We start from the raw sequence: 12,800 nt of genomic DNA, 5'->3' as shown, positions 1-12,800 counted from the left end.
CGTTTGGAGCGCAGCCTCAGGTGGTTGGGTGGTACTGATAGAGCCAGGTTTCGCTCAACACTTCGTCCCCGTTCCGCAGATAGCAGCGCATCTCGACCGGCTCGTTTCCGGTCACGTTCAGGTCGAACTGGGTGCGCCAGTGACCGGGCACGTTGTCCGGCACCGCTTCGGTAAGAATGTTGGCGAACTCGCCGCGAGAGGCGCTCAGCACCGGCTTCGGATAGACGCCGCTTGCGAGCTTGGTGAGAGGCTCGCCCAAGAACTCTACCATGAACTTGCGCACGCCCTTCGGCCGCGCCGTGCCGGCCTGTCCGCCATTGCCGAAGCGGGTGGCGACCACGCGGGCGAGGTTGGTCGGGTAGGGCTCTTCCCCCGACCAGTGCATGCGGAAGCGCAGCTCGAAGGCCTGCCCGGCCTTCGCGGGCTCATCTGGCACCCACATGGCGACGATGTTGTCGTGGATCTCGTCGTCGGTTGGGATTTCGACGAGCTGGATCGAACCCTTGCCCCAGGTCCCTTCCGGCTCGATCCAGAGCGACGGGCGGCGATCGTAATAGACGCCGTCGAGATAGTGATCGAAGTTGCGGTCGCGCTGGAGCAGGCCGAACCCGCGCGGGTTCTCGTCCGCGAAGGCGGAGGTGATGATGCGCGGCGGGTTGTTGAGCGGACGCCAGATGCGCTCGCCCGAACCCGTCCACATGGCGAGACCGTCGGAGTCGTGAATCTCCGGCCGCCAGTCGATGGCGGTGGGCTTGCTGGTCTCGGAGTACCAGTACATCGACGTGAGGGGCGCAAAGCCGAGGCGCGCCACGTCCTTGCGCAGGAAGACCGCGCTGTCGATATCCATGATCACCGCTGCGGCGCGCTGCATCACGAAGCGATACGCACCCGTGATGCTGGGGCCATCGAGCAGGGCATAGATCGTGACCGTATCGGAGCCTGCTTGCGGGGTTTCGAAATAGACATGGGTGAAGTCCGGGAACTCCTCGGCCTTTCCGTGCACCGCCACGTCCACGGCGATGCCGCGGGCGGAGAGGCCGTATTGGTAGAGTTCGCCGATGGCGCGGAAATAGGACGCACCGAGGAAAGCGACCCAGTCGTTCTTGCGCCAGTCGAGCTTGCCGTCGCGAGCTTCCTGGAAGCGGAAGCCGGCAAAGCCGGAATTGGCCGGAAGCTTGCGAGCCGGCGAGTCCACCGGCATGTCGAAATAGTCGCTATCGTAGACGATCTCGCGGGCCTGGCCCTTGTCCACCACGTGCATGCGCACGGGCTTCTGGAAGAAGCGCCCGAGGTGAAAGAAGGTGACCGGGAATTCGCTGGGGCCGTTCGCCCACAGCGCGAGGTCGGTCTTGAACTTGATCTTGCCGTGGGCGTCGTAGTCGATCTGGTCGAGGATTTCCGGCGACGGGCGCGGGGGCGCGACATAGCGCGACCCGGCCATGTCGCGGGCGCGCTTCTTCAGGGCGTCGAACGAGAAGGGGACCGGAGCCCCGGCTTTCAGGCCCTGCTGCGCGAGGGCCGGACCCGAAAATCCTGCGGCGGCGAGCCCCGCCGTGGCGGTTGCGAACTGAAGAAACTGACGACGATCGAGCATGAAACAGCGTTTGGGTGAGAAGTTGAAGGGCAAAGAGCCCTACCGACCAAGGTGGCAGGATTAAGTCCCTCTTAGCCTCTTGAGTATTCCGCGTCAGCCGCCAAACTGGCCCCACACACAGACGCCGTTACGGAATTCGGCCAAAAAGGGAGCCTTGCCATGTCTTTTTCACCCCGATCCCTCTCATTCAAGCGCCGCCTGATCGGTGCCGCTGCGGCTTTTGGTCTTGCCGCCGCGAGCCTGCCAGCCCAGGCCCAGGACTTCATCAACATCCTCACCGGCGGCACGTCGGGGGTCTATTATCCGCTGGGCGTGGGCCTTTCGAAGGTGTTCACGGAAAAAATGCCGGGCAGCCGCCCGTCGGTCCAGGCCACCAAGGCCTCGGTCGAAAACCTCAACCTCTTGCAGCAGGGCAAAGGCGAGATCGGCTTCACCCTCGGCGACAGCCTCGCACTTGGCTGGGCAGGGGATGAGGAGGCCGGCTTCAAGGGCAAGCTCGACAAGCTGCGCGGCATCACCGCGATCTATCCGAACTACATCCAGATCGTCGCCTCCAAGGAATCCGGCATCAAGACGCTGGCGGACCTGAAGGGCAAGCGCTTGTCCGTCGGCGCGCCGAAATCCGGCACCGAGCTGAACGCCCGGGCGATCCTGCAGGGTGCAGGCCTGACCTATAAGGACCTTAGCAAGGTCGAATACTTGCCCTTCGGCGAATCGGTCGAACTCATGAAAAACCGCCAGCTCGACGCGACGCTGCAATCGGCGGGCCTTGGCGTGTCCTCGATCCGCGATCTGGCGACGTCCGTTCCGATCGTCGTGGTGGAGATTCCGGCCGATGTCGTGGACAAGGTCGGCTCGCCTTATGTGAAGGTGTCGATCCCCGCCAACACCTATGACGGCCAGACCGCCCCGGTTGCTACCGCCGCCGTCGTAAACTACCTCGTCACCCATTCCGGCATGAAGGACGAGGCGGTCTATCAGATGACCAAGGCGATCTATGAGAGCCTGCCCGAACTCGCGGCCGCCCATGCGGCGGCGAAGGACATCAAGCTCGAAAACGCGCTTTCCGGCATGCCGGTGCCGATGCATCCCGGCGCGCAGCGCTATTTCGATGAAAAGGGCGTGAAGAAATAAGGTTCCTAAACCTATCGGCCAATTTCGCAATCGAGCCGGAGCAGGTGAACTGTTCCGGCTTTTTTGATGGCGAACCGATAACAAAAACAGGGGGAGGTCTCATGAGCCAAGGTGCGAAAGCGTCTGAAGTCGCGCAGATGGACGCTGTGAATCCCGAGCACGGTCTGCCCGAAAATTTCGGGCACGGCTTTCTCGGTCGAGTGCTGTTCTGGATCGCGGTCAGTTTCTCCACGTTTCAGATCATCACGTCTTTTGGCATCCCGCTCGATCAACCCTTCATCGCGCAAGCGACTCTCACGCATTTTCTGATCGTGATCATGGGCGCGTGGGGGATCTGGATCGCAGCGCAGGCGGCGAGTCGGCGGAAAGTGCTGGATGGCATCCTCGCCTGGCTGTCCGTTGCCGTCGCGTTCGGGCTGATCCTGAAATTCGGCGGCAGCTTGCCGAGTCAGGTCGTGCGCGCGTTGCACGTGGGCTTCCTGTGTCTTGTTGCAGGCGCAATGCTCGCCAATCACCGCGCCGGGTCATCCTGGCTGCGCGCCGCCGGATGGATCGTTGGCCTCGCCGGCTTCGCGGTGGGGCTCTATCAATGGGCGCTCTATAACGATCTTCTCGTGCGCTCCGGCGATCTGAACACGATGGACCTCGCGGTTGGCGTCGCGGCGCTTGCCATCCTGATTTATCTCGTGTGGCGCGTGATGGGGCCCGCGCTCCCTATCGTGGCGGGGCTTTTCCTCGCTTACTGTCTCTTCGGCCACTGGCTGCCCGCGCCGCTTGATCATCGCGGGTACTCGTTCGATCAGGTGATCGAGCACATGTCGTTCGGAACGGAAGGCATCTATGCCGTGCCGACGCTGGTTTCGGCGACCTACATCTTCCTCTTCATCCTCTTCGGCGCCTTCATGGAGAAGGCGGGTGTCATCGACTTCTTCAACGATATTTCGATGGCGGTCTTCGGCGACAAGCAGGGCGGACCGGGCAAGGTCTGCGTCGCGTCTTCTGCTTTGATGGGTACCGTCTCGGGCTCGGGCGTCGCGAATGTGGTGGCCTCCGGCCAGTTCACGATTCCGCTGATGAAGCGCTTCGGCTTTACCTCCGCTTTTGCCGGCGGCGTTGAAGCGACATCTTCCATGGGCGGGCAGATCATGCCGCCGGTCATGGGCGCGGTCGCCTTCATCATGGCGGAAACGATCGACGTTCCTTACGCAAAAATCGTCGAGGCCGCGATCATTCCGGCGATCCTCTACTTCGTCGCGTGCTATCTCGCCGTGCATCTCGAAGCGGGCAAGCGCGACCTCGTCGGCTTGCCGAAAAGCGAGTTGCCGAATGCGTGGGCGGAGTTGAGAAAAAACTGGTTTCTCATCACGCCGCTCGGCGTTCTCGTCTATCTGCTCTTCGCAGGATATACGCCGCTTTTCGCCGGTGCGGTCGGCCTTTCGCTGACGGTGGGACTGATCCTCGGCACGGCCATTGTGGCGGGTCTTGCAGTTCCGGCGTTGCGGGTAGCCTTCTGGGTCGGCCTTGCCCTGGTTTCGGCGCTGTCGCTTGCAGCCAGCGTGACGCTCGTGCTGGCGGTGGTCGCCGTTCTGTCCGTCTGGAGCGCCTTTTCGGGCCGGGGCCGCATGACGCTTCAGGGCTGCGTCGACGCCATGGCCGACGGCGCTCGTCAGGCGTTGCCTGTCGGCTTGGCTTGCGCGGTCGTCGGCATCGTGATCGGCACCATGACGTTGACGGGGCTCGGCACCATTGTCGGCAATTGGATGATCTCCATCGGCAAGGACAATCTGCTGCTGGCGCTTGTTCTCACCATGGTCTTCAGCCTGATCCTCGGCATGGGCATTCCGACGATCCCCAACTACATCATCACCTCGTCGCTTGCTGCGCCGATCCTCTTGAAGCTCGATATTCCGCTGATCGTGTCGCACATGTTCGTGTTCTACTTCGGCATCATGGCGGATCTGACGCCGCCGGTGGCGCTCGCAGCTTTTGCCGCCGCGCCGATGGCGAAGGAGTCGGGGCTCAAGATTGGCGTGCAGGCGGTAAAGATCGCGCTGCCGGGCTTCATCGTGCCTTACATGGCGGTTTACGATCCCACGCTGATGCTGCAGCCGGTGCCGGGGCTTCAGGGCACGGCGTACTGGATCGCTGTTGGCTACATCGTCGTCAAAGCGTCTCTGGCGCTCGGGCTCTGGGGCGTGGCCGCCGTCGGCTATTTCCTGAAACCGGTCAGCTGGTGGGAGCGGGCCTGGGCCGCCGTTGCGGCTGGCCTGCTGGTGGCGGCGCTTCCCGTCACTGATGAGGTCGGTTTCGTCCTTGCGGCCTTCTTCATCGGTTTCCACCTCTGGCACACGCGCCGCACGTCGGCGGCAACCGTCAGCGGATGATCTGCCTCCTCGCCGGCTCTACGATCGCGCCCCTGCTTGCGGGCGCGATCACGCTCACCTGGACCCATTCGGTCGAGAAGATCGCATGGGAGGAGGATTGGCGATCGGGCCCCGCCGGGCTCGAGCTCGTGGAGGCGCGGGTGCGCGGCTCCGGCGCGGGCATGGAGCCGCCGGCAGATGCACAGTTCGCCAATGGTGTCTGGAAATGGCACCCCGCGCTTGCGCCGCAGCGTGAGATCATCTTGCGCCGCTCGGGCGCAACGGCGGATTGGCGGGTTTGTATCGCGGGCCAATGCCGCCCTATGGAGGCCTATGTGCCGGCTCAGGCCGACCCGGTGGTCATGACGCTATGTGATTAGGCCCGGCCGCTGATCGGCTCGACGGCGGTGCAGCGCTTCCAGAGAATGACCAGCGCATAGGTGGCGAGCAGGCTGAAGAGGCCCATCAGCACGTAACCGACAACGTGGCCGAGTTCGAAGAGACCGGCAATCGCCCATCCACCGGCAATCGCGACGCCGAAGACCTCTGTGCCCACGAGCACCATGATGCTCAGGATGGTGAAGAGGTTGCGCCAGTTGGTGCGGTTCTGTTGGGCCACGGCTGTGTCCTTCGTTGTCGGGGCGCATGACCCGACATTTCCGGCTCATGCTCTTGAGGATGGGACTACCCTAAAACGCCGCTTCGGTGCAAGTTCGCGCCCTCATCGGTCAAATGTGTCGCGTCCATGCCTGAAACACCCGTCTTCGCCACCGCTGCCGTCGCCGCTCCTCACAGGCTCGCCGCCGAGACGGGCCTGATGGTGCTCGCGGCGGGAGGCAATGCGGTCGAGGCCATGGTGGCCATGGCCGCGACGGCGGCCGTTGTTGCCCCGCGCCTGAATGGCCCCGGCGGCGACGGTTTCTGGCTGGTGCGGGAGCCGAAGGGGCGCGTCCATGCGCTTGACGCCTCCGGCCCGGCAGGGACGCTCGCCACCATGCGGCGTTATTGGGACAAGGGTTATGACGCGATTCCGGTACATGGGCCGGAGGCGGCCCTGACTGTGGCCGGGGCCGTCGGCGGCTGGGCGCTCGCGCTTGAACTCGCCAAGGCCCTCGGCGGCAAAATGCCCCTCGATCTTCTGCTCGGCGATGCCATCCGCTTTGCCCGCGATGGTTATCCGATCTCAATCATGGAGGGGCGGGTGCTCGCCGATGCACCGGACCTTTTCACCGTGCCGGGCTTTGCAGCGGTGTTCCTCGAGGAGAAAAAGCTTCCGCCAGCCGGAACAACACGGCGTAATCTCAAGCTCGCGGATGCGCTCGGGCACCTAGCCCATGCGGGGCTCGGTGATTTTTACCGGGGCGATGTGGGGCGCGAGATTGCCGCCGATCTGGAGCGGATCGGCAGCCCGATCCTCCGCAGCGACCTGGAAAACTACCGCCCCCGCGTGGTCGAGCCGCTGAGCCTGCGGCTGAAGCATTCCACGGTCTATAGCGTGCCGCCGCCAAGCCAGGGCCTCGCCTCGCTGCTGACTCTCGGGATTTTCGAGTGGCTTCATGTGCGGCGCGGCGAGACGCCGGAGCATCACCACGGGCTGATCGAAGCCGCCAAGCGGGCCTTTGCCATCCGCGACCGGGTCATCACCGATCCGCGCGAGGTGGAGCATGACCTGAAGGCTCTTCTCGCCCCCGATGCCTTGGAGCGGGAGGCGGTGCGTATCGACGGTCGCCGCGCCGCCGACCTGTCGGGTGTGGTGGATAGTGGTGAAGGCGTCTGGATGGGCTGCATCGACAAGGACGGTCTGGCGGTGTCCTACAGCCAATCCCTGTTCTCCGCCTTCGGCTCGGGCAGCATTCTGCCCACGACGGGCATTCATTGGCACAATCGCGGCACGGCGTTCTCTCTCGATCCGAAAAGCCGCAATCCGCTGGAGCCGGGGCGCAAGCCATTCCACACGCTCAATCCGGGGCTTGCCGCGTTCGATGATGGCCGCGTGCTCGCCTACGGCAGCGGCGAGGGCGAGCCGCAGGTTCTGAGCCAGATTTTTAGTCGCTATGCCGTTTCCGGCATGGGCCTCACTGACGCCGTCGATGCGCCACGCTCGCTCTTCACCAAAGGCACGGACGGGCCGATGCTCAAGCTGGAAGACAGGTTCGATCCAAGCCTGATCCGCGATCTGTCACGCCTCGGCCACTCGGTGGAGGAATTGGGCAAGCGCTATGCCGACGCCCACGGCCATGCGGGCATGGTGGTAAAACATCCGCGCAACGGGCGTGTCGAGGCGAGCCACGATCCGCGCGCCGATGGCGAGGTGCTTGGGCTGTAACCCTTAGCTCGCCGCGCCTGCGGCCCAGAGGCCGAACAGGAGGCTTCCTCCTAAAACCAGCACGAAGGCGGCGGCCAGAAGCTCGATTCCGGCAATGATGACCGCACCCGCAGCACCGCGTCCGCCCGCCACCTTGAGCGCCAATGCCTTGGCGAAGACGGCAAGCGATGCGATCGCGCCGGTCGTCAGCGCTGTGCCCAACGCCATCGCGAAAGTGGCCGCGATTCCGGCCGCGAAAAGCCCTTGCGAGAGGGCGAAGACCAGAACGACGAGCGCGCCCGCGCAAGGGCGGATGCCGGCGGCGAGCGCCACGCCGGCCATGTCGCGCCAGCGGGTGAGGCGGCGCAGCTCCTCTGGCGGCGGCATGTGGACGTGGTCGCAATCCTCACCTTGCACCCCCGCGAGCGGGTTGCGGGCGAGGGCCATGACGCCCAAAACCTTGCCCGCCTTGCGCCAGGTAATCACCGCGCCGAGACAGGCCACGACGGCGAAGCTCGCAAGCTCCACACCCTTGGTGACCTGGTTCATGGTGGCGGCGGTGGCGTTGAGGAGAACGGCAATGAGACCGACGATGAGAATCGCGACAACGGCCTGGACGGTGGCGGCCGCCAGGCTCAGCGCAAAGCCCTTCAAAAGCGCCCGCTCGTCCGCCACGAGATAGGCCGCGATCACGCCCTTGCCGTGGCCGGGTCCGGCGGCATGAAAGACCCCATAGGCGAAGCCGATGGCGAGCAGCGGCCACAGCGCCGCGCCCTGATCTTTCAACGCGGTCACCGCTTGTTGCAGGCTTTTGTAGAAATTGCTTTGGACGGCGAGAATGTAAGCGCCGAGATCGCCCGAGGGCGCGGCCTCCCGCAGGCCCATTCCAAAGGGGTTTTTCGCGGGCGGCGTTGGCCCCGGCGCGAGCCAGAAGACGAGAAGGCTGATTGCACCAGCCACCAACGCCACCGCCACGAGCGCGAGAGTGAGCCTCTGCCAGAGAGACCGGCGGGTGGGGGCCAGACCGAGAGACTCGACGCTCACGGACATGCGACGATGGCCTTGTTGGCGAATTGCACGCCGAAATTCGAGGCGGCGGTCAGGGTCTGGAAGAAGGACTCTGACATGTTCTGTGGCTGCTGCGGCGGTGCTTCGTTCTTCGGCCGGGAGACATTGGTCGCGCAGCCCTGCGGCGCGCTAGCGAGCTTCACCGCGTCGTCGCCTTCCGCGAGGGCGAAGGAGACGAAATAGGTGGGGTCGTAGATTTCGAGTGACAGCGTCTTGGCCGGCGAGACCGTCTTCATGGGTAGAAAATAGGTCAGGGTCACCGCCTCGTCCGCGAAGGTCATGCGGTAGTCGCGGGGCGCGTCGAAATCTTGCTTCTTCCCGTTCGCCTTGAGCTGGGTGAAGTAATTGAATTCGACTAGGGATTCCGTGTTTTCCTTGGCGAGGTCCTGCAATTCCTCAGGCGTCAGCTTGCCGTCGCCGTTCTTATCGAGCCCTTGGGTCACATAGGCCGAATAGGGCTTGTCGAAGGTCCAGCTGTGGCGAATCCCGGTCACCTTGCCGTCGGGAGCGAAGACCAGTTCGGCCTTGGCAACCACCCAGACATGGGGATGGGCCTGAGCCTGTCCGGCAAAACCCGAAAGGAGGCCCGCACCGGCAAGGGCGGAGAGAAACTTGAGACCAAGGCGGTGTGTCATGCGTTTGTCTTGGCAATAGCGCTGTTGTCGGAAGCCGACGGGTCTTTTCCTATGACGCATTATGGTTAAAGGAGGCGAAACGGTGGCGCTCTTGATTGACGTTCTAAAGTGCATATGTCAGCATTGCTGACATAAATACAAAACGAACAAGACCGGATCACCGGCAGAGGGGCGAGGGCTCAAGGAGGAAACGGGCAATGGCCGACGGTCATGGATCGCTCCGTAACGTACAGCTCGACGACAAATACGACCTAACCAAGGATCGCATCTTCATCACCGGCACGCAGGCGGTGGTTCGCATGCTGATGATGCAGCGCGAGCGCGACCGGTTGGCGGGGTTGAACACGGCGGGCTTCGTTTCGGGCTATCGCGGCTCTCCCCTCGGTGGGCTCGACCTGAACCTCTGGCGGGCCAGGAAATGGCTCGAACAATCGCAAATCACTTTTCAGCCCGGCCTGAACGAAGAACTCGCCGCAACGGCGGTGTGGGGCTCGCAGCAGGCCGAGGTTCGCGGCGATGGCAAATATGACGGCGTGTTCGGCCTCTGGTACGGCAAGGGACCGGGCGTCGACCGCTCGGGTGACGTCTTCCGCCACGCCAACATGGCGGGCTCCTCCAAATTCGGCGGCGTGCTGGCCCTTATGGGCGACGATCACACGGCGGAATCCTCCACCGTCGCGCATCAATCCGAATTCCATTTCGTCGATGTGATGATGCCGATCCTGAACCCGGCGGGCGTTCAGGAAATTCTCGATTACGGCCTTTACGGCTACGCCATGAGCCGTTTCTCCGGCACCTGGGTCGCCTTTAAATGCGTGAAGGAGAACATCGAGTCGACAGCCTCCGTCGACGGTTCTCTCGACCGGGTGAAGATCATCATGCCTGATGATTTCATCATGCCGCCGGGCGGCCTCAACATCCGTGCGCGTGACGGTGTGCTCGATCAGGAAGCGCGGCTTCAGGACTACAAACGCGATGCCATGATGGCGTTCGTGCGCGCCAACAATCTCAACCGCATCATCCTCTCCGGCGGACGCAACCCGAAGATCGGCGTGATCACCGTCGGCAAGTCCTATCTCGACGTGCGCCAGGCGTTGGACGAGCTTGGCCTCGACGAGGCCAAGGCGAATGACATGGGGCTTCGCCTCTACAAGGTCGCCTGCCCGTGGCCGCTGTCGCAGCGCGAGCTTCTGGCCTTCGCAGAGGGCCTCGACATGATCATCGTCGTCGAGGAGAAGCGTTCGCTCATCGAAGTGCAGGTGCGCGAGGAGCTTTATGGCACCGCCAACCAGCCGCTCTGCATCGGCAAGAAGGACGAGGGCGGCAACTGGCTCTTCCCCGTCAAGGGCGCGCTCGATCCCAACGACGTCGCCATCGTCATCGGCGAGCGCCTGCTCAAGTACCACAACAACGACGATCTGCGCGGCCGCGTCGCGCGCCTGCGCCATGCGCAGGAAGTGCTGGCTGCCACGAGCGACGTGGCGAACCGCGTGCCGCATTTCTGCTCGGGCTGCCCGCACAACACCTCGACGAAGGTGCCGGAGGGCATGCGCGCCTATGCGGGCATCGGCTGTCATTACATGGTCCAGTGGATGGATCGCGCGACAGACGGCTTCACGCAAATGGGCGGCGAGGGTGCGAACTGGATCGGCGAAGCGCCGTTCTCGACGCGTGGTCACGTCTTCCAGAATCTCGGTGATGGCACCTACAACCATTCAGGCGTTCTGGCGCTACGTTGGGCGGTCGATACCAAGACCAACATCACCTACAAGATCCTGTTCAACGACGCCGTTGCCATGACCGGCGGTCAGCCTCATGAGGGCGGGCTCAAGGTCGACATGATCGCCCGGCAGGTGCGAGAAGAGGGCGTGGAGCGCATCGCGCTCGTCTCCGACGAACCGGACAAATATCCGAAGTCGATACGCTGGCCGTCCGGCATGACGTTCCATCACCGGGACGATCTCGAAGCGGTGCAGCGCGAACTCGCCGCGATCCCCGGCGTGACGGTGATGATCTATGATCAGACCTGCGCGGCCGAAAAGCGCCGCCGCCGCAAACGCGGCACATTCCCGGAGCCGGACAAGCGCGTCATCATCAACGACCTCGTCTGCGAAAACTGCGGCGATTGCTCGGTGCAATCGAACTGCGTCGCGGTGCAGCCGTTGGAGACCGAATTCGGACGCAAGCGCCAGATCGACCAGTCGAATTGCAACAAGGACTTTTCGTGCGTGAAGGGCTTCTGCCCGTCCTTCGTGTCGGTGCATGGAGCCAAGATCAAGAAGGCGGTGCATGAAGCGGCATCGACCGACGGCATGGTCTTCAAGCCGCTGCCGGATCCGATCATCCCGACTATCGACCGCACCTTCAACGTCATCGTGACCGGCGTCGGCGGCACGGGCGTCGTGACCATCGGCGCGATTCTCGGCATGGCAGCCCACCTCGAAGGCAAGGGGATGGGCATGATCGACATGGCCGGCCTCGCCCAGAAGGGCGGCGCGGTTTATAGCCACGTTCGCCTCGCCAACACACAGGACGACATCCATGCCATCCGCGTGACCGCCGGCGCGGCGCATCTGGTGCTGGGCTGCGATCTCGTCGTGACCGGCACCAAGAAGGTGCTGGCTTCGGTGAAGGAGGGGCAGACTGCGCTCGTGGTGAACACCGCCGAGGTCATGCCCGGCGACTTCACGCGCAACGCCGATTTCTCGCTGCCGATCGAGCGCCTGAAACGCACGGTCAAGAGCGCGGCGGGAGAGGCGGGCGTCGCCTTCGTCGATGCAACGGCGATTGCGACTGCGCTTCTCGGCAATTCCATCGCGGCCAACATGTTCATGCTGGGCTACGCCTATCAGACCGGCCATGTGCCGCTGACGGCGGCCGCCATCGAGAAAGCCATCGAGCTCAATGGCGAAGCGGTGAGAATGAATCTCGACGCTTTCACCTGGGGCCGCCGCGCCGCTGCGGAGCCGGAGGTGATCGCGACGTTCATGCGCGGCCTGAAATCCTCGACCGAGGAGCTCAAGATCTCCGAGACCCTCGATGAGGTGATCGCCCGGCGCGTTGCTTTCCTCGAAAGCTATCAGAACAAGTCCTATGGCCGGCGCTATCGCAGCCTCGTCGAGCGGATGCGCGAAGTAGAATCCAAGGTGATGCCATCCTCGACAGCGTTGACGGACGCGGTTGCGCGTTCGCTCTTCAAGCTCATGGCCTACAAGGACGAGTACGAGGTCGCGCGGCTTTACACTGATGGCCATTTCGAGCGTCAGGTCGCGGCGACCTTCGAGGGGGAGAACCTGCGCTACGAATTCCACCTCGCGCCACCGCTGCTGGCGCGCAAGGATCCGGTGACGGGCCTGCCGCGCAAGATGAGCTTCGGCCCATGGATCATGAAGGCCTTCAAGGTGCTCGCGGCCTTGAAGCCTCTGCGCGGCACGCCACTCGATGTGTTTGGGTACACCCATGAGCGCAGAACAGAGCGTCAGCTGATCCGCGACTACGTGGTTCTCGTCGAGGAGATTGTGAACCACCTGAGCGCGGCCAATCACGCGACCGCCATCGGCCTCGCCAACATCCCGCAGAAGATCCGCGGCTTCGGCCACATCAAGGAGCGGCACCTCAAGACCGCGAAGGCGGAAGAGGCGCAGCTCCTTGCACGTTTCCGTGCGTCCGAGCAGCCGTTGCCGATTGCAGCGGAGTAGGCG

9 protein-coding genes are annotated in these 12,800 nt (G+C 63.6%); 5 read left to right on the top strand and 4 right to left on the bottom strand.

Features of this window, described 5'->3' with window-relative positions; all coding sequences use genetic code 11:
• Positions 1 to 16: 16 nt before the first annotated feature.
• Positions 17 to 1,594: an OpgD/OpgG family glucan biosynthesis protein gene (locus HB375_RS15455; protein ID WP_167673903.1), complete on the bottom strand. Its 1,578-nt coding sequence runs from the start codon at positions 1,592 to 1,594 to the stop codon at positions 17 to 19.
• A gap of 159 nt (positions 1,595 to 1,753) precedes the next feature.
• On the opposite strand from HB375_RS15455, the gene HB375_RS15450 reads away from it, so the two are divergent.
• The 3 genes from HB375_RS15450 (at position 1,754) to HB375_RS15440 (ending at position 5,471) form a co-directional block, all read left to right on the top strand.
• Positions 1,754 to 2,728 (top strand): TAXI family TRAP transporter solute-binding subunit, encoded by a 975-nt coding sequence (locus tag HB375_RS15450; protein WP_167673902.1) that lies wholly within the window; start codon positions 1,754 to 1,756, stop codon positions 2,726 to 2,728.
• Between the two features lie 101 nt (positions 2,729 to 2,829).
• Positions 2,830 to 5,112, top strand: a complete 2,283-nt coding sequence (locus HB375_RS15445; RefSeq protein ID WP_205800222.1) for a TRAP transporter permease — start codon at positions 2,830 to 2,832, stop codon at positions 5,110 to 5,112.
• Positions 5,109 to 5,471 carry a DUF1850 domain-containing protein gene (locus HB375_RS15440; protein ID WP_167673901.1) on the top strand — a complete coding sequence of 121 codons (363 nt, stop codon included), beginning with the start codon at positions 5,109 to 5,111 and terminating at the stop codon, positions 5,469 to 5,471. The genes HB375_RS15445 and HB375_RS15440 overlap by 4 nt, the downstream gene beginning before the upstream one ends.
• On the opposite strand, the gene HB375_RS15435 is transcribed toward HB375_RS15440, so the two are convergent.
• Positions 5,468 to 5,656, bottom strand: a complete 189-nt coding sequence (locus HB375_RS15435; protein WP_167673936.1) for a hypothetical protein — start codon at positions 5,654 to 5,656, stop codon at positions 5,468 to 5,470. The genes HB375_RS15440 and HB375_RS15435 overlap by 4 nt on opposite strands.
• 180 nt (positions 5,657 to 5,836) lie before the next feature.
• Between HB375_RS15435 and HB375_RS15430 the strand changes: the two genes are divergently transcribed.
• Positions 5,837 to 7,417 carry a gamma-glutamyltransferase family protein gene (locus HB375_RS15430; RefSeq protein ID WP_167673900.1) on the top strand — a complete coding sequence of 527 codons (1,581 nt, stop codon included), beginning with the start codon at positions 5,837 to 5,839 and terminating at the stop codon, positions 7,415 to 7,417.
• 3 nt (positions 7,418 to 7,420) lie between these two features.
• On the opposite strand, the gene HB375_RS15425 is transcribed toward HB375_RS15430, so the two are convergent.
• Both HB375_RS15425 and HB375_RS15420 read right to left on the bottom strand, forming a co-directional pair.
• Complete coding sequence (locus tag HB375_RS15425) at positions 7,421 to 8,446, bottom strand: nickel/cobalt transporter (protein WP_167673899.1); 1,026 nt, start codon at positions 8,444 to 8,446, stop codon at positions 7,421 to 7,423.
• The gene (locus HB375_RS15420) at positions 8,437 to 9,099 is read right to left on the bottom strand and encodes a DUF1007 family protein (RefSeq protein WP_167673898.1); all 663 of its coding nucleotides are present in this window, start codon (positions 9,097 to 9,099) and stop codon (positions 8,437 to 8,439) included. The genes HB375_RS15425 and HB375_RS15420 overlap by 10 nt, the downstream gene beginning before the upstream one ends.
• Positions 9,100 to 9,296: 197 nt before the next feature.
• Between HB375_RS15420 and HB375_RS15415 the strand changes: the two genes are divergently transcribed.
• On the top strand, positions 9,297 to 12,797 hold the full coding sequence (locus HB375_RS15415; RefSeq protein WP_167673897.1) for an indolepyruvate ferredoxin oxidoreductase family protein: 3,501 nt from the start codon (positions 9,297 to 9,299) through the stop codon (positions 12,795 to 12,797).
• The last annotated feature ends 3 nt before the right edge of the window (positions 12,798 to 12,800 follow it).

Origin of the sequence: Microvirga terricola (genome assembly GCF_011777495.1) — a bacterium.
Taxonomy (GTDB): Bacteria; Pseudomonadota; Alphaproteobacteria; order Rhizobiales; family Beijerinckiaceae; genus Microvirga; species Microvirga terricola.
The sequence above is the reverse complement of the archived record's forward strand: the minus strand, read 5'-3'. Positions and strand labels throughout refer to the sequence as shown.